We start from the raw sequence: 17,065 nt of genomic DNA on the forward strand, positions 1-17,065 counted from the left end.
GTTAATCGAAAGTATGATATTGAGTCAATGAGTTATAAAATTATATTTGATACTGAAAGAATGAAACATAAGCATACAGGCTTATATTTCTTTTGTAAACACCTTGGCTTATCTTTATTGAAAAACCAAACAACTGATGCTAAATTATCACTTTATTATCCAGATTCTATTAAGAAAGACTTTGGTGACCAAGTACATTATATTAAGCAAAAATCGTTACATAAATTTTGGATGCCTAGATTTAATAATGTAGATCTGTGGCATTCGACATATCAATTGAGTTCATACTTTCCAAGTAAAGGCACAAAAACTAAAGTTTTATCTACTATTCATGATCTTAACTTTCTTAAGGAAGGAAAATCTGTACAAAAGGAAAAATATTATTTAAAAAAACTGCAGGACAATTTGGATCGTGCAGATTGTATTGTTGCTATCTCTAAGTATGTTAAAAATGATTTGGAACAACACTGTGATTTAAGAGGTAAACCTATACATATAGTGTATAATGGGAATAATATTGAGACAGAAATTGTAAATCAATATCATTCTGCAGAAAATAATCAGCATATTAGAAAACAACTGTTATTTACAATTGGTACTGTAAACCATAAAAAGAATTTTCATGTTTTGCCATATTTATTAGTTGGAAATGATCTAGAACTAGTAATAAGTGGTATTGTCAATGAAATTGGTTATGATAAGTATATCCTATCTATTGCTAAAGAATTAGGAGTTTTGGATCGTGTTGTTATTACTGGGCCAATTACGGAGGAAGAAAAATATCAATATCTAAGTAACTGCGCCATGTTTGTTTTTCCGTCAATTGCCGAAGGTTTTGGTTTACCTGTTATAGAGGCCATGTCTTTTGGTAAGAAAGTGCTATTATCTACAAATACGTGCTTACCAGAAATCGGTGGTGAGGAAGCTTTTTTCTTAGATTCAACCGAGAAGGATTATATGATTAATTTTGGTAAATTTCACATTATGAACTTAATTAATTCTACTGATAGAAGTTCCCATATAAAAAAGTGGGCCGGACAATTTTCATGGGATATGGCAGCAAAACAATATTGGAACCTATATGAAGAAGTGTTAAAATAAGAATACTGGATTTCTTCTTGGGTTGTTTTGAAATATTTAGAACCTTAAGTAAAAATACACTAAAAACTAGTTGTTTAAAATATAATCTTCGAGGTTCTTGTAGATTATATTTTTATCAAAGGATTTTAGTATAAATTTCCTTCCTGCTGTCCCCATTTCTTTCCGAAGCTTAATGTCTTGTAGTTTTTTGATTTTCTCCACTATTTGTGGAATACTATTTACTTCCGTTAAAAAGCCAGAGATGTTATCCTTTACTAATTCAGGATTGCTACTATTGTTAAAAGCTATAATGGGCTTTTCTGCTAGAGAAGCCTCTGCTAGTACATATCCAAAACCCTCCCATAGTGAACTTAATATAAAAATATCAATATCAACTAAAAAGCTCCTCGGGGAATCTGTGAATCCTAGAAAATGAACATTCTTATCTGTCCCCTTTTCTATATTATAAGTTTTTAATTCGCTTTCCAGTTCACCTTTACCTGTAATGTAAATCTGATGTTTAATCTGTAGTCGGGTTAATTCTACAGAGAGATCGATTAAAAACTTCTGATTCTTTTGTGGAGCAAGTCTTGCTAGATTTCCTATAATTAATGAATCATCTTTGCAATCGGGAACTATTTTTTTATAAACTAATTGATCAAATTTTTGAAAATCGATAGGGTTGTAAATTACTCTAATTTTTTCTTTTGGAAACAGTTGAGGATTATTTGCTAATATCGTTTCTCGAGTTGCATAGGAATTTGCTAGCACATCAGTGATATAGTTTCCAAAAATACGTTGATTTAGAAATGTATTTTTGATAGGAATAGCAGACCCCCTTCGGTATATAATACGAGGAACTCCTGCACTGTGAGCGGCGTAAGCGGCAATTTTTAAATCTCTCGGATTATTGATTAATACGACTTCAATCTGTAACTTTTCAAATGTCGAAGTCAAATAGCACCTCTTTACCGGATTTAGAAAACTAAGATTAGTTAAATGGACTTCAATATATGTGATTGCAGGGAATTCAAGTAGCTTTGTTTCTAATTTACTGTTCTTTGAACCAAAAAAATAAACATCATGACCAAGCTTCGCAAAATGTACTGCAGATTCAAAATGCCATTTCTCACCTCCGCCCCACGTCTCTATCGAATTAAAAAAACCTATTCTCATTTACTAATTTTTTTGTAAAGGTTCATCCATTGAGCAGCCACAACATCATCATTGAACTGTTGTGCATATGTCAATCCTTTTTGACGCATTATCTCCTGTTTTTCCGGTGAATTCAAGATGTTATCTATGCTCATGGATAGTTGATCGATATTATTCGGATCAATATATAGGGAGAATGGTCCTCCAGCTTCAGGAAAAACGCCGGAATTTGTTGTGATGACAGGCGTTCCACTATATAATGCTTCAATGATAGGTATTCCAAATCCTTCGAAAATTGAAGGGTAAATAAATATTTTAGCAATGCTATAGAGAATGGATAATTCATGCATAGATAAACCCTGCAAAAAGATAATACGATTTTCCATATTATGCTGGGTGACAAACGCCTGAATCTCCTTCGAATAAGCCGTTTGTTTACCAACTATAACCAAAGGAATCTCTTTATCTTTAATTGCCTGGACAATTGAAAATACATTTTTTCGAGGCTCGATAGTACCTACATTCAATATGAATTCGTGGGGAAGACCCAACTTCTTAATTAAGGTTTGCTTTTCCTCTTCCGATTTGACAGATTTAAATGATTCATGACATCCTTGATAGATAACCTTGATCCTTTTTTCTGGAATATGAAAAAACTCAATGATATCTAATTTAGTTTGTTCACTGATTGCCACAATTTGATCTGCATGCTCGCAGGCATATTTAAATTTCTTATGGTAAAGCGTACGGTCAATCTTTTTATAAAGTTCTGGATAACGAATGAAAATCAAATCATGGATAGTCACGACCGATTTAATCGATGTCTTATCCAAACCTATAGGGATCTCTCCAGAAAGACCATGATAGATATCAATCTGGTCATGTTCAAGATCCTTAACGATACGGTTAGAACGCCAATTACTGGGTAAGATACGATTAATAAAACCAGAAGGACGTTTAATAATACGATCTGGAACTAGATTATTATAGTGAGATTTTCCAGTTTGTGGTGTGTAAAGGAGGTATTCTATCTCAGGATTATTTGCACGTAATATGCGAATTAAATCACGGCTGTAGTTCCCTAGCCCTGTGTGATTATTAAAAAATCGCTTTGCATCAAATCCTATTCTTAACATTTTGCTACTTGTATATTGTCTTATTTTAGATATTACTCAAAATGGGTAACAGTACTATTCGATTATCTGTAAATTCAAATTTAGATAATTTGTTTTATTTTGTTAATAATCATTTCCGAAGAGACCAATTCAATTGCTTCCTTACCATCACAATCACAGGGCTTATTCCCATATATTGAATTTGGTCTATTAGGATGTTCTACCTGAACACAATCTTCTATGGATTGTCCATAACCAAGAAATCCCGCAAAAGGGTGGGTAGCACCCCACACAGACAAGCAACGAACACCCATTAAAGAAGCCATATGCATACCTGAAGAATCCATACTGATCATTAAGTCTAAATTAGAAATAATAGCAAGTTCTTCTTTAAGATTGAAACGACCAATTGTACTGTGGACACTGGGATATAGTGCTTGCCATTTTTCAGCTTGTGCTTGTTCCAATTTCCCTCCGCCAAATATGAATATGTCAAAGTTGTTCTGGGATAAGAATGCAATTACTTCCTGCATTTTTGGAAGAGGAAAGACTTTATAGGAGTGTTGTGCAAATGGGGCGATCCCAATTTTTCTGCTTTCATCATCCGAAAATAAAGCATGTGCTAAGTTGGGTAATGCCAACTTAGTAGGCTCTAATTTATTCTGCAACATAAATTTAAAACCAAGATCACGAAATACATCGGCATAACGTTCAACAGTCGGTTTTAACGGTTTCAAAACCTTCTTTTGAAATCGGGTAAGTGCTTTTTTTTCTTTTCGGCCTTTGTCCAATTGCTTGACCACAAGTCCCGATACCTTAAAAAAAACTGCTAAAATTCGAGATCTTAAATTAAAATGTAGATCAGCAACTGCATCGGCACCATAAGAGGTTAATTCTCTTTTTAGGTTCACAATACCTTTTAAACCTTTATGTTGTTCTTTGGGATTAAAAGGATGGAATTGTACATTCGGAATACCTTCAAAAAAAGCCTTAAAAGGTGGACGGGTTACCATAATAATCGTTACAGCAGGGTACTGTTGCACAAATTCCTTCAAGACTGAAGCAACCATGGCAACATCTCCCATGGCAGAGAAGCGCGTAACAATTATTTTGGATGGTAAAGACATTATTTTGATGCTTGATACAATACAGGATTTAAACTCGGATCGTTATACATCTTCATCTGTTTATAGACTTTCATGTATTTTTTTCCAGCTTGGATATCAGAAAGCAATTCATCAATACTCTGAGAGAGATCAACACGTTGTTCTAAAAGAATATTCAATTTAACTTGACAAGCATCGATATGGCTCGGTGCTACATCATTACGTAAAGTCTCTTGCTCCATATGATAGATTTTTAAAGCTAGTATCGACAATCTGTCAATTGCCCAAGCAGGACTTTCTGTGTTGATTTTAGCATCTTCGTTTGGGGTAACATCTTGAAATTTCAATAGATAGTAGCTGTCTATATATTCCACAGTATCTGTACGATGCTGATTGGATTCATCGATTCTTCTTTTCCAGTATAAACCTACCTTAGGATCGATTTCAGGATTTCTGACCACATCTTCCATATGCCATTGTACGGTATCAATCCAACATTTCATATACAGTAAATGTTCCAATGATGACGACTCAAAAGGGTTTTGAATAACTTGATCAATTTCGTTTTCAACGTGATAATCTGCGATTGCACGTTGAAAAATAGTGTTAGCTAATGCACTTATCATAGTACAAACTTAGATAAATTTGTTTTATTTACAATCTTAATTGCGTCATATCTAAAACAAATTTATTTGCCAGAATCTGTTTTAGGAAATGCTTTTAGGGTATTAGCCGCTGGACCCGAAAAGAACTTCTTAATTGATGAAAGAAAATTGGGATGCCTATTTTAATAAATCTAAAAGCATACTTGGATATATTCCGAGGAGTACAACCAAAATACTGATCGAAACAGCTATAAGAACTAAAAATCTGTTGAACTTTGGTAATGCTATAGCCGTGTCATTATCTCTTAAAAATGCAAGTAGTGGAATTTTAAAATAAAAGAATAACGAGATCACAGAAGTTAAGGCTCCTACAATAAGTAGGAATAATAAAGGTATTTCATTTAACGTCTGGTACTGTTCAAATACCTTAGAAAATACCAGAAGTTTTCCGATAAATCCCGCAGTAGGAGGGAGTCCGATTAGTGAGATCAACAGAATAGAGAAGCTCACAAATATCACCGGGTATTTTTTACCCAAACCTTTATAAGATTCAATAGTGGTACTTTCAAGACCTTGTTCCAGTTGATCAATAAATAAAAAGACTGCGATATTCATCAAAGAATAGATTGCCAGATAAAATAATAGAACATCAGGATCGTTGTCAATATAAACAAGAGCCACCATCAAGAGTATACCAGTATGACCAATAGAAGAATAGGCCATCATTCTTTTAATATCTTTTTGCTTTAATGCGGCTAGATTTCCGATAAGCATTGTAGCGATTGCAATGATGATGATAACGGAGATTAAGAACTCTGAGTAGAAGAATGGGCTAGCAGTCCAGCTCGCCAGTAAACGTGATAACAGAACCAGTGTACCAATTTTTGGCACTGTTGATAGATAGGCAGTTATCGGGGTCGGAGCACCTTGATAAACATCAGGACTCCACACATGAAAAGGGGCAAAGCTTAATTTAAAACCAATTCCGGTTAGTAAAAACAGAAATGCAATACAGGTCATGACTTTTGGAGCTTCAATAAGTCCCTGGATATGTTGCTGGCTATCAAAATTTAAGTTTCCCGTGAAACCGTAAATAAGTGATAGACCATACAGCATGACCGCTGCACAGATGGAGCCAAATAAAACATATTTCATTGCAGCTTCAGCCTCAAATTTCGTTTTAGAGAAATATCCGACCATGACGTACGAGCTGATCGATAAAGTTTCAATCGCGATAAAAATCAGCAACCAGTTGCTGCTTATCGTTAATAAGTGCAGTCCTAGTGTAGCTGTGAGCAATACTGCATAAAGATCACCAATAGGACGGATCTGATTTGAAAAACGTTGCTGGATGAAAACAGCTATAAGTATAGTCGATAGCGATAAGATGATGCGGGATAAAATAGATAATTTATCAATTTTGATCATCTCAAAAAATCCAGATTCACCAGTAAATAGGCTATTCTGATCAAAAAGGAAATATAAACTAAGTAATAAACCGATTATGGTAATAGCAAATGAACTCTGTTTCCAAATTCGGTCTATAAATAAACTGCAAAATATACTGCATACAAAAGCAATCATGAGTGCAAGTTCCGGCTTGAATAAAGGGATACTTACTATGATATGGTCTAAAATTGACGAAATTGATGAAGCAAATGCGGCCATGTTTTTAGTTATACTGTTGAATAAAGGAAACCAAATTGATGACAGAAGCATTCATTTGGTCGAATATAATAAAGGGACATATTCCTAAAAGTAAAGCAAGTGCTAAAGTGGGGAACAAGATTAGCTGTTCCCTAACGGAAAGATCGACTAGAGCCTGTTGCCAAGAATCTCCACCTTTTAATCTTGTTTCTCCAAAAAACATTCTTTGTAATGTCCATAACAGATAGGCCGCACTCATTAGAATTCCAACAGATCCAGCTATAGCCATCCATCTTGGGAGACCAGTACCTAAACTTGCCGAATTAAATGTTCCGATAATTACAAACGCCTCTGCAATAAATGCAGAGAAACCAGGTAAACCTAAAGAAGCAAAAAATGCAATAGCTATATATGCCGTATATTTAGGCATAATACTGGCCAATCCTCTAAAATGTGGAATGTAACGGTCATGTACACGGTCGTAGATAACACCGACCAAGAAAAATAAGGCTGCAGATAGAAAACCATGACTAATCATCTGAAACATTGCTCCAGAAATACCCTCTGCAGTAAAAGAAGCTAAGCCCAAGAGCACAAATCCCATATGGGATACAGAAGAATAAGCAATCATTCGTTTCAAATCTTTTTGTGCTAATGCATTAAAGGCACCATATAAGATCGAAATCACCCCGATAAGACCCAGCCACCAGTTACTAGTGGCTGCAGCATCAGGGAAGATGCTGAAACAAACGCGGATGATACCGTATCCACCAATCTTTAATAAGATACCCGCTAGGATAATAGAAACTGGCGTCGGAGCTTCTACGTGGGCATCAGGCAACCAGGTATGTAGTGGGACAATAGGAACTTTAATAGCAAAAGCAAAGAAAAGTACAATAAATCCAATCAGACGTGCTGATATACCAAAAATCTCCTGATAACCATCCAGTGCAAAAATAGAACCTTGTAAATAATTGTCCGGATTCATCATATGGATCATGCTAAAGGTATGAGCACCTGTAACAGGATTGATCACCGAGAAGTAAAGACCTACTATGACCAAGAGCATGAAAACAGAACCGAATAATGTATAAATGAAAAACTTCATGGCAGCATATTCTCTTCGCTCGCCACCCCAGATTCCGATGAGGAAGTACAAAGGGAGTAACATCACCTCATAAAATAAATAGAATAAGAAGAAATCTAAAGCACAGAATATGCCAATGACTGCCATATTCAGAAGCATAAGTAAGGCAAAATAACCTTTCATACTTTTCTGGATATTCCACGAAGCACCAATTGCCATCAACATCACAAATGCGCTTAAAACCAATAAAGGCATAGAAATCCCGTCTACCCCGAGCAGGTAGTCAATCTCCAGTTTACCAATAGTTCCAAGATCTAGGCGGATCCACGGCAGTTGCTCTACCAATTGATATCCCTCCAGTGTATTGATACCTGTTGCTGTTGGATTAAACGAGAAGTAGGCCATTCCTGCCAGTAGAAACTGAATAGCAGTTATAGCAAGGGCAATATATTTATAAGCATCCTTGAATCGACTAGGAAGTGCTAATATAATCGCTGTCGCTAGTAGAGGTAAAAAGATTAATAAGGATAGTGTAGGCATTTTCTAACGTAATAAAAGATAAATTAAACCAACTATAACAAGTAAGAATACAGAATATAAATAAGTCTGTAGTCTCCCATTTTGGGGTGAACGCACAAAAGTTCCTAACAGAAGAGCGAATTTTCCAATAGCATTAACGAAACCATCAACAATATGTTTATCAAGCCAATGACTCAAATGTGCGAGCTGCTGGATAAATTTTGTTAAGCTGTGTATAAAACCATCAACAATATTGCGATCTAACCAATAGGAAAGAGCACTTAATTTCAAAATACTGTTGACAATAATTGTTTCATTAAATGAATTCATATATCCCTGATGCAAGGATAACCGGTTTGCAAGACTATTTTCATTTAGTGGATATTGACCTTTTGCATACCATTTCCATCCTAATATCCACACTGATAATGCACCGACTGTTAGTAATACAGGAATAACCAGATGGGCAAGATGATTTGCTTCGTAAGGGTAATCGACCAGTAATCCATCCATTATCCACGAGTCATGATAGGAAATTGGATTGATCGAAAATAGAGGAAAGAAACAGCATATGCCCAGGAAATACATTGGCCAAAGCATGAGCTTAGGCGATTCACTCAAATGTATAGATGATCCCAATAGATTTTTGATACGCAGTTCCGAAAAGAAGGCCTTAAAAATTAGACGTCCAATATAAAATGAAGTCATAATACTGACGATAATCAATGTCACTGGCACGATCTGAAACAAAGCTCCTTTTGTTGATGCCCATTCGAATGCAGAAATAATGATACTATCTTTTGATAAATAGCCCGAAGTCAACGGAAAACCCGCAAGTGCCAAGGAAGCTACTGTCATCAGTACAAATGTTTGTGGCATATAGTGACGAAGTCCACCCATATTGCGCAGATCCTGTGGGTCGAAATCATGCTTGCTATGCGCTTTCAGATGTGCCATTTCATGGATAACAGCCCCAGCACATAAGAATAATAAACACTTGAAAAAAGCATGTGTCAATAAATGAAACATGGCCGCATCCCAGGTGCCGATACCTATTCCCACCATCATATAACCCAATTGGGAAATTGTCGAAAAAGCAAGTATTTTTTTGATGTCATATTGTCCCAAAGCAAAATATGCAGCAGTAGTAGCAGTGATGGTACCAATGATAGCAATAGTCAAAAGGACTGTTTCGTTGAATAAGGGAAATAAAGTACTCATTAAAAATACACCGGCAGCCACCATGGTCGCAGCATGTATTAAAGATGAAACAGATGTAGGTCCCTCCATAGCATCAGGCAGCCAGACATGTAATGGAAATTGGGCTGATTTTGCCATCGCTCCTAAGAAAAATGCAAGGCCAGTAATCGTCAACCAGATCGCATCCATACTATTGTGTGGAGATATCCATAGGCCGTTTTCAATACTAGTATTAGCGATAAGTCCATCATTTCCAAATAGATTGATCAGATTGAGGGATCCAAATTGAGCGTAGACAATCGCTATGCCGATCAAGAAGCCCAAATCACCGATTCGGTTGACTAAAAAAGCCTTCTTATTTGCTTGCACGGCAGCATCCTTCGTATACCAGAATCCAATTAATAGATAAGATGCAAACCCGACAAGTTCCCAGAACACATACATAAGCAGTAAATTATTCATGATGACAAGCCCGAGCATTGCGAAGCAAAATAGACTGAGATACATCCAATAACGATGTATCCCGGTATCATCGTGCATATATGATTTAGAATAAATATGCACCGGAACCGCTATTGTCGAAACTAATAGTAGCATCAAAGAGCTGAGGTTATTCAGCAATAGACCAACAGTGAAAGTTGTATTTCCTATTGTAAACCATCTGATCTCAGAAGATAATGGCATTGCGTTCCAGACATCGAGAAAGGTAATTAAACTAAAGATGAAGCTTAAAATAATCGCCGCTGTACCAACAAGGCCAGATTGATCTTTTTTACCAACAACAGCCTGATATAGAAAAGCCAGCAAAGGCATTGCCAAAGCAAGCAATGCTGTATTAATGGGTGATATGTCAAATAAATAGTTCAATGCTAGTCTTTTAATTCACGAATTTGATCCGGATTAATGCTTCTGTATTGTCGGTATACATTTAAAATGATGGCCAATCCAACTGCAACAGCAGCTGCTGCAAGGACAATGGCAAACAGTGCAAATATTTGGCCCCCATAATTAATTTTATCATACTTTCCGAAAGCTACAAAATTGAGGATAGCCGCATTGATCATCAATTCAATGCCAACTAAAATCATAATGGCGTTCTTTTTTGCGAGAACAGCATATAAGCCAATACAAAAAATGCAGGCCGAGACAACTAGAAAGTGTGTTAAGGTGATCATTTTTGTAAATCCTTTCGTGAAAGATGTGATGCTCCGATCAAAGCCATCATCAAAAAGATGGAAATAACTTCAAATGGAAGTACGTACTGGGTCATAAACTTAATACCTAATTGATGGATATTATTGTCTGTACTTTTGATAACCGTATTATTTTGGATAGCTGTTGTCATCCAAGCTGGGAAAGATTTTTGCCATTCCAGAATGCCAAAAATCATGACTCCAAAAAAGGCGAGAGCAACAGGCAATACCTTCCATGTCGGTAGGGAGAATAAAGAACCTGTTGTTTGCTGTAAATCTTGCAACAGCTCTTTGTTAGAAAGCATAAATGCAAAAAGCAGTAAGATTAATACACCGCCGACATATACCATGATTTGCGTAATAGCAACAAAGTCTGCTAAAGCAAATAAGTAAAGTCCGGCCATAGCAAATAAAACAACGAAGAATAAAAATAGCGCGCGTGCTATATTTTTTAAGCTTACTACTAATAGGGCAGAACCTACAGCTAAAAGTGCAAAAGCATAAAATAAAAAAAGCTCTAAAGTCATTATTTTGATTTTGCTGCCTCCTTTTCAGCTTGAAATTTGGTCCATTCAGATTTTCTTTGCGCAACTTGATCGTCGGTCATATCCGAAAATCCATAAATCAGATCCGTTAATTTCGTTGAACTGCGGTCATATTGATTTGTCATCGTGATACATTCTGTTGGACATACAACCGTACATAATCCGCAGTACATACACTTTGCCATGTCAATATCAAACTGAGCAGGGTAAAGACGTTTGACACTACCATCTGAAGTTTTTCCGATTGCTTCAGGTGATTTGATTGCTTCAATAGCGATACAGTCCACGGGACAGGCTTTTGCACATAAGTCGCATACAATGCAGTCGTCGATCTCAACTTCGAGCTGGTATCGTGCAACTTCAGGGATGGGCATTTTGACTCTGGGGTATTGTACTGTTGCAATACCATCCTGTTTGTCAAAATAATTATCTTTTGTAATATCAAGTTCTTGACGTGCCTTACGAGCCCCAAACAGATGCTTTACTGTCAAAGATAAACCCTTGAAAGCAGTTGTTAATGCATGAAAAGCCGTTTTGAATATCATATCAATTAAACCAAATTAAACCATTACTAAAATTCTCCAGATCGCTGATATAGCCATACATAAAAATGCCAATGGAGTTAAAACCTTCCAGCATAAATTCATCAATTGATCGGCACGTAAACGAGGTAAAGTCCATCTGATCCACATCTGAACACCAACTAAAAATAGGGATTTTGAAAAAGTCCAAAATATTCCCCAGCCAAAGCCTGTTGTCCAGTCAGCCAGTTTTAATGGGCCAATATTTGGAAGAGGTGTATTCCAAGCGCCTAAGAATAAAACGACCCCCAACATGGATACCAGAAACATCATAGCATATTCAGCTAGAAATAAAAATGCAAACTGTATCCCTCCATATTCGGTATGAAAGCCTCCAACAAGTTCTGATTCTGCTTCCGGAATATCAAAAGGAGCACGGTTACACTCTGCTAAAGTCGCTATAAAAAATATAATATAGGTGACGATCATATGGGGTGCTTGAAAAATATTCCAGGCAAATATACCACCGACATTTTTAACAGACCAAATACCTAAAAACTTAATTTCTTCTGTTGATAATACACCTTGATTCGTCGCAATATCATTCAGATTTAGCGTCTGCGTAAGCATCACGGCTGCGATCAAGGATAATCCTACAGGAATTTCATAAGAAACCATTTGTGCAATTGCACGCATAGAACCAAGCAATGAAAATTTATTGTTAGAACCCCAACCAGCCATTAAGATACCAATAGCATCTATGGAGACTATAGCCATAATTAGGAATAAGCCAGTGTGTGTATTAACTGGAATAAAATCCTTAGACCAAGGCATAACACAAAAACCCGTGAAAACAGCTACGAAAATAACAATAGGAGCCAGGCGGAATAAAATTTTATCCGCTAGTAGCGGAGTAATCAATTCCTTTTGCAGGAGCTTTAAAATATCTGCGATGGTCTGGAGAGATCCATATTTTCCCGTTTCCATAGGACCAAGTCTATCTTGAACAAAGCCAGCAATTTTACGTTCCGCATATACCGCAAACAACGTGAAAACTGCTATAAACATGAATATAGCAACAGGAACAAGGATATGGATGAATAATTCTAACAATTCTTATTTGTAATGATTATTAATAAGTGAAATTCTAGTAGGCAAATTTAATGAAAAGGTATGAATTAAGAGAAGGAAAAACAAATTATATACTGGTTTAATAGACATTTGTTTATGGAAATAAAAAAAGCATCTCGAAAGATGCTTTTTTATTAGAATATTTTAAGAATTAACGTTGTGTTATTTCAACATAATCACGTTCCGTCGGACCAGTATATACTTGTCTTGGACGACCTATAGGTTCTTTGTTTTCACGCATTTCTTTCCATTGTGCAATCCATCCCGGAAGACGACCTAAAGCAAATAATACGGTAAACATTTCCGAGTTGAATCCTAATGCACGGTAAATAATACCTGAGTAGAAATCAACATTTGGATATAATTTTCTATCGATGAAGTATTGATCATTTAACGCCGCTTCTTCTAATTTTTTAGCGATATCTAAAACAGGATCATTAACACCTAATTTTTCTAAGATATCATCACATGCTTTTTTAATGATTTTAGCACGAGGATCGAAGTTTTTATAGACACGGTGACCGAATCCCATCAAACGGAAAGGATCATTTTTATCTTTTGCTTTCGCTAAATATTTTTCAGCATCGCCGCCATCATTTTTGATCGCTTCAAGCATTTCAATTACAGCTTGGTTTGCTCCACCATGTAACGGTCCCCATAGGGCATTGATACCAGCAGAAATAGAAGCATATAAATTTGCGTTTGATGAACCTACAATACGTACTGTAGAAGTCGAACAGTTCTGTTCGTGGTCAGCATGCAAAATCAATAATTTATGCATAGCATCAATCACAACAGGATCAAAAGTTTTATCCTGATTGACTTCACCAAAGATCATATTTAAGAAGTTGTCGATATAACCTAAATTAGTTTTAGGATATACAACAGGATGACCTAAAGATTTCTTTTGAATCCAAGAAACAATCGTTGGCATTTTAGCCAATAAATTGATAATTGTTTTATCTTCTTCTTCAGGTGTTGGATTTGGATCTAAAGATTCAGGGTAAAATGCTGATAAAGCTCCAACTAGACACGATAATTGTCCCATTGGATGGGATTTTGAAGGAAAGCCCGCAAAGAAGTTTTTCATGTCTTCATGAATCATCATCTGTGATTTGATGTCCGTTCTGAATTGTTCTAAAACTGCTTTTGTTGGAAGGTCTCCGTATATCAATAAATAAGCAACTTCCAAGAAAGTTGATTTCTCCGCTAATTGTTCGATAGGGTAGCCACGGTATCTTAAAATACCTGTCTCACCATCAAGGAAAGTGACAGCACTTTTTGCTGCACCAGTGTTTTTAAAACCTGGATCTAATGTAATATATCCAGATTGATCTCTCAATTTAGAGATGTCAACTGCTTTTTCGTTTTCTGTACCAGTAATAACTGGAAATTCGTATGACGAACCATTTAAAATAATAGATGCTGTTTCAGACATAAGCTTCTTATGTTATCATGTGTTTATGCAAATGTAATAAAATTGAGGGCTAATATACTAGGTTTTCGTAATAATAATGCCATAATCTAAGCATTTTTGACATTATTTTTAATTAAAAATCTGAGTTATTACTGATACGCGCCATTTGTTTATCCAAAAGTTTTGAATTGGCTAATAAGGTAAAAATCTAATTTTTTAAGCATAATGTTGCTTATGCACATAATACAAAAAAAGCCCTTCCAATTTGCCTCTTCGATGAGTATAAAAGGAAAGACTTTTTTGATTTTTCCACGCAGAAACTTGAAACAAAATTTAGACAATGCTAAAGCTTAATCTACCTGAAAACCATATTTTTTATAAATGTTTTTTGCAGAATCTGATTGGAGATAAGCCATAAAATCAGTAGCAGCTTGTTTATTTTTAGATTTTTTTAATTTACCAGCCATATATTTCGCCGTAATGTTTTCATTGTCCGGAATGGTAATACTTTCTACCGGATGATTGATCATTTTTTGAAAAAATGCCTCTGAGTACCATACCGGAGCTACATCGGCTTGACCTTCTAATATTCGAAGTGGACTCTCTCGATGATGTATTTTAGTGAGATAAGTGGATTTATCTGCAACCTTCTCTTCCATAATGGTATGTACGAGTTCTTCTCCACCAACTTTGCGGTAAGCGGTTTTTATCTGCTCGCCAACACCTTCCCAAGCTGGATTCGGCATGCTGATACGAACATCCTTACGTTTTAAATCCTTCAAAGATTTGATGTTTTTCGGATTACCCTTTGGAATCATTAAGGTAAGTTTGTTGGTTGCATAAGCAATAGTCTGATCAAAATAGTCAGCCATCTCTGTGATCCGTCTTTGCCCCGCAGTGTAAATATCTGGCGTGTGCGTAATCTTCAAATTGCCGATTGTTAATGATCCACCTTGAATTTGTTTTGCCAGTATTCCCGGAGGTAATGTTTCGACAAATATGCGCTCGTACTGCGGATGTTCTTTTTTGAAAGTTTTGATAAGATCATCGATAACCATAAACTGGTTTCCGGCAAAGAAAATAACCAATTGTGGATTTTCAATTTCACCATAAAGATCAGGGATGTTGTCAATCCCAGGGATCGTAAAATTAACAGCAGATTCAGGAGGGGTATTCCAAGGAGGATGGAATTGATGATCTTGTGCATAGGAACATGTGGTTCCAAGTAATAAAGCAAGTATAATTTTAGCGAGTTTTTGCATGTCTTGTTTTCAAATTATGGTTTAACAATTGTCCAGCCTTGATGAGCTCTGATCACCAATTCACCATTACCGCTTGGAACATAACCGATGAAATCAAACAGTTGTTCCTTTGTCAGATTACGTTCTTTTAACGAGTTGGTACATTGTGCTACTTGGACCCCTCTTGCTATTAGTTTTTTAAACTGTTCTTCATATTTAGAAGTACTTTTTAAAAATGCCTCAGTACCACCAGAAAAAGCTATCAGCTCAAGCGTTAATTTTCCTTTTAATCGTGGATCGTCCAACACATTGTTGATGTTGCGAATTGCTTTCTCAATTGTTTTTGGATCATTGCTATCCAATTGGTAGATCGCATGATAAGATTTTTTTTCAGCAACAGCACCTTGAAATGATGCATTTTTTACCAATGCTTCCTCTTGCGTTTGTGCCGCTAATTTACCCATGCTACAGATAGCAAGGATCATAATCATAATTGTTTTATTCATTTTTTAAAAATTAAAAGGACCGAATTTATGTTGTATTGCACTTATCTCGTCGTTATAAGGTGGATAAGGTGAGTCTTTTGGTTTTTTTGCTAAGTTAGGATAATCATTTTCCTTATTTGCTTTGATTGGTCTAGAAAAAGAATTGATATAAGCAGCCACATCAAATGCCTGTTCATCAGTTAAAATCGGACTCTCGTGAGTAGCACCTAAAGGCATATTTGCTTTGATAAATTTCATTGCTGTTAACATACGTGCCATTCCTGCACCATCATTGTAGGAATCATTTCCCCATAGAGGTGGATATTGGTATCCTTTATTACCAGCAAGTTTTTGGCCTTCTCCATTTGTACCATGGCAGCTTTGGCAATGTTGTTGAAAGACAGTAGCTCCATTCTTTTGATCAGCCGCTCTTTCCGGAATGGTAACTTTGACAAATCCTTGCCCGGTAATTCGCTTTCCAATTGGCGTATCTTTACTGATGTGTTTAATATAGGTAACAATTGCCCTCATTTCGGTACTGTTGACATCAATCGCTTTTCCGTTCATGCTACGTTCAAAACAACCGTTGATACGTTCTTCTAGTGATTCCACTTTATCTTCTCTGCCAATGTAAATCGGAAAAACACCTGTAAGCCCTACATAGGGAGCCGCAAATGATTTTGTTCCGCCATTGAGGTGGCAATTGGTACAGGCCAGATGATTACCAATTTTACTTCCATCTTTTTCATAAAAATAGTTGTAAGTCTCCCTTATCAGTTTTTCACCATAGCTTGCCATTTTATCTTCGGCATTATCAGCATAAGGTGTCAGTTTTAATTGATCAACATGGTTAATTATTTCACTGTGCTCCGATCCCTTATCAGGAGATTTATGCGCTAAAGCATTTGTCATGTAAGCAGATAAAACAATGAAGCATAATAATATGCTCGTCACGATAATAATGGTATTGCTACTCCTCCTAATTTTTTTAATATCCTCTTCCATTCATACTAGGTTT

General features: G+C 36.0%; 16 protein-coding genes. 1 reads left to right on the forward strand and 15 read right to left on the reverse strand.

Going from position 1 to position 17,065, the window contains the following annotated elements; genetic code table 11:
* Positions 1-27: 27 nt before the first annotated feature.
* A complete protein-coding gene (locus tag ACFS6I_RS22375) occupies positions 28-1,101 on the forward strand; it encodes a glycosyltransferase family 4 protein (RefSeq protein ID WP_380923911.1) in 1,074 nt (357 codons plus the stop codon).
* 66 nt (positions 1,102-1,167) lie between these two features.
* On the opposite strand, the gene ACFS6I_RS22380 is transcribed toward ACFS6I_RS22375, so the two are convergent.
* The 15 genes from ACFS6I_RS22380 to ACFS6I_RS22450 form a co-directional block, all read right to left on the reverse strand.
* Positions 1,168-2,256 (reverse strand): glycosyltransferase, encoded by a 1,089-nt coding sequence (locus ACFS6I_RS22380; RefSeq protein ID WP_380923913.1) that lies wholly within the window; start codon positions 2,254-2,256, stop codon positions 1,168-1,170.
* The gene (locus ACFS6I_RS22385) at positions 2,253-3,371 is read right to left on the reverse strand and encodes a glycosyltransferase family 4 protein (RefSeq protein WP_380923915.1); all 1,119 of its coding nucleotides are present in this window, start codon (positions 3,369-3,371) and stop codon (positions 2,253-2,255) included. Before ACFS6I_RS22385 ends, ACFS6I_RS22380 begins: the two co-directional genes overlap by 4 nt.
* Positions 3,372-3,451: 80 nt before the next feature.
* On the reverse strand, positions 3,452-4,477 hold the full coding sequence (locus tag ACFS6I_RS22390) for a glycosyltransferase family 9 protein (RefSeq protein WP_380923918.1): 1,026 nt from the start codon (positions 4,475-4,477) through the stop codon (positions 3,452-3,454).
* Complete coding sequence (locus tag ACFS6I_RS22395; RefSeq protein WP_380923920.1) at positions 4,477-5,082, reverse strand: DUF4254 domain-containing protein; 606 nt, start codon at positions 5,080-5,082, stop codon at positions 4,477-4,479. Before ACFS6I_RS22395 ends, ACFS6I_RS22390 begins: the two co-directional genes overlap by 1 nt.
* A gap of 156 nt (positions 5,083-5,238) precedes the next feature.
* Positions 5,239-6,729, reverse strand: a complete 1,491-nt coding sequence (locus ACFS6I_RS22400) for an NADH-quinone oxidoreductase subunit N (RefSeq protein WP_380923922.1) — start codon at positions 6,727-6,729, stop codon at positions 5,239-5,241.
* Between the two features lie 4 nt (positions 6,730-6,733).
* On the reverse strand, positions 6,734-8,335 hold the full coding sequence (locus ACFS6I_RS22405) for a complex I subunit 4 family protein (protein WP_380923924.1): 1,602 nt from the start codon (positions 8,333-8,335) through the stop codon (positions 6,734-6,736).
* Positions 8,336-8,338: 3 nt separating this feature from the next.
* Positions 8,339-10,381, reverse strand: coding sequence for an NADH-quinone oxidoreductase subunit L (nuoL, locus tag ACFS6I_RS22410; RefSeq protein ID WP_380923926.1), 2,043 nt, complete (start codon positions 10,379-10,381; stop codon positions 8,339-8,341).
* Between the two features lie 2 nt (positions 10,382-10,383).
* Positions 10,384-10,689: an NADH-quinone oxidoreductase subunit NuoK gene (gene nuoK, locus ACFS6I_RS22415; protein ID WP_132769058.1), complete on the reverse strand. Its 306-nt coding sequence runs from the start codon at positions 10,687-10,689 to the stop codon at positions 10,384-10,386.
* The gene (locus ACFS6I_RS22420) at positions 10,686-11,234 is read right to left on the reverse strand and encodes an NADH-quinone oxidoreductase subunit J family protein (protein WP_380923928.1); all 549 of its coding nucleotides are present in this window, start codon (positions 11,232-11,234) and stop codon (positions 10,686-10,688) included. Before ACFS6I_RS22420 ends, nuoK begins: the two co-directional genes overlap by 4 nt.
* A complete protein-coding gene (locus ACFS6I_RS22425) occupies positions 11,234-11,797 on the reverse strand; it encodes a 4Fe-4S binding protein (RefSeq protein ID WP_380923930.1) in 564 nt (187 codons plus the stop codon). The genes ACFS6I_RS22420 and ACFS6I_RS22425 overlap by 1 nt, the downstream gene beginning before the upstream one ends.
* A gap of 15 nt (positions 11,798-11,812) precedes the next feature.
* Positions 11,813-12,841, reverse strand: coding sequence for a complex I subunit 1/NuoH family protein (locus ACFS6I_RS22430; protein ID WP_380923993.1), 1,029 nt, complete (start codon positions 12,839-12,841; stop codon positions 11,813-11,815).
* A 214-nt stretch (positions 12,842-13,055) separates the two neighbouring features.
* Positions 13,056-14,342: a citrate synthase gene (locus ACFS6I_RS22435; protein ID WP_132769051.1), complete on the reverse strand. Its 1,287-nt coding sequence runs from the start codon at positions 14,340-14,342 to the stop codon at positions 13,056-13,058.
* A gap of 329 nt (positions 14,343-14,671) precedes the next feature.
* Positions 14,672-15,583 (reverse strand): molybdate ABC transporter substrate-binding protein, encoded by a 912-nt coding sequence (locus tag ACFS6I_RS22440; protein ID WP_380923933.1) that lies wholly within the window; start codon positions 15,581-15,583, stop codon positions 14,672-14,674.
* Between the two features lie 14 nt (positions 15,584-15,597).
* Positions 15,598-16,068 carry a DsrE family protein gene (locus ACFS6I_RS22445; RefSeq protein ID WP_021188704.1) on the reverse strand — a complete coding sequence of 157 codons (471 nt, stop codon included), beginning with the start codon at positions 16,066-16,068 and terminating at the stop codon, positions 15,598-15,600.
* A 3-nt stretch (positions 16,069-16,071) separates the two neighbouring features.
* Positions 16,072-17,052: a c-type cytochrome gene (locus tag ACFS6I_RS22450; protein WP_380923935.1), complete on the reverse strand. Its 981-nt coding sequence runs from the start codon at positions 17,050-17,052 to the stop codon at positions 16,072-16,074.
* Positions 17,053-17,065: the final 13 nt, after the last annotated feature.

The organism is Sphingobacterium anhuiense (assembly GCF_042686355.1).
Classification (GTDB): Bacteria; Bacteroidota; Bacteroidia; order Sphingobacteriales; family Sphingobacteriaceae; genus Sphingobacterium; species Sphingobacterium anhuiense.

What these genes read in the sequence shown, in the direction of transcription:
- ACFS6I_RS22375 (WP_380923911.1), top strand. Translation starts at nt 28, where the DNA reads ATGAGTTATAAAATTATATTTGATACTGAAAGAATGAAACATAAGCAT.
- ACFS6I_RS22380 (WP_380923913.1), bottom strand. Translation starts at nt 2,256, where the DNA reads ATGAGAATAGGTTTTTTTAATTCGATAGAGACGTGGGGCGGAGGTGAG.
- ACFS6I_RS22385 (WP_380923915.1), bottom strand. Translation starts at nt 3,371, where the DNA reads ATGTTAAGAATAGGATTTGATGCAAAGCGATTTTTTAATAATCACACA.
- ACFS6I_RS22390 (WP_380923918.1), bottom strand. Translation starts at nt 4,477, where the DNA reads ATGTCTTTACCATCCAAAATAATTGTTACGCGCTTCTCTGCCATGGGA.
- ACFS6I_RS22395 (WP_380923920.1), bottom strand. Translation starts at nt 5,082, where the DNA reads ATGATAAGTGCATTAGCTAACACTATTTTTCAACGTGCAATCGCAGAT.
- ACFS6I_RS22400 (WP_380923922.1), bottom strand. Translation starts at nt 6,729, where the DNA reads ATGGCCGCATTTGCTTCATCAATTTCGTCAATTTTAGACCATATCATA.
- ACFS6I_RS22405 (WP_380923924.1), bottom strand. Translation starts at nt 8,335, where the DNA reads ATGCCTACACTATCCTTATTAATCTTTTTACCTCTACTAGCGACAGCG.
- nuoK (WP_132769058.1), bottom strand. Translation starts at nt 10,689, where the DNA reads ATGATCACCTTAACACACTTTCTAGTTGTCTCGGCCTGCATTTTTTGT.
- ACFS6I_RS22420 (WP_380923928.1), bottom strand. Translation starts at nt 11,234, where the DNA reads ATGACTTTAGAGCTTTTTTTATTTTATGCTTTTGCACTTTTAGCTGTA.
- ACFS6I_RS22425 (WP_380923930.1), bottom strand. Translation starts at nt 11,797, where the DNA reads ATGATATTCAAAACGGCTTTTCATGCATTAACAACTGCTTTCAAGGGT.
- ACFS6I_RS22430 (WP_380923993.1), bottom strand. Translation starts at nt 12,841, where the DNA reads ATGTTTATAGCAGTTTTCACGTTGTTTGCGGTATATGCGGAACGTAAA.
- ACFS6I_RS22435 (WP_132769051.1), bottom strand. Translation starts at nt 14,342, where the DNA reads ATGTCTGAAACAGCATCTATTATTTTAAATGGTTCGTCATACGAATTT.
- ACFS6I_RS22440 (WP_380923933.1), bottom strand. Translation starts at nt 15,583, where the DNA reads ATGCAAAAACTCGCTAAAATTATACTTGCTTTATTACTTGGAACCACA.
- ACFS6I_RS22445 (WP_021188704.1), bottom strand. Translation starts at nt 16,068, where the DNA reads ATGAATAAAACAATTATGATTATGATCCTTGCTATCTGTAGCATGGGT.
- ACFS6I_RS22450 (WP_380923935.1), bottom strand. Translation starts at nt 17,052, where the DNA reads ATGGAAGAGGATATTAAAAAAATTAGGAGGAGTAGCAATACCATTATT.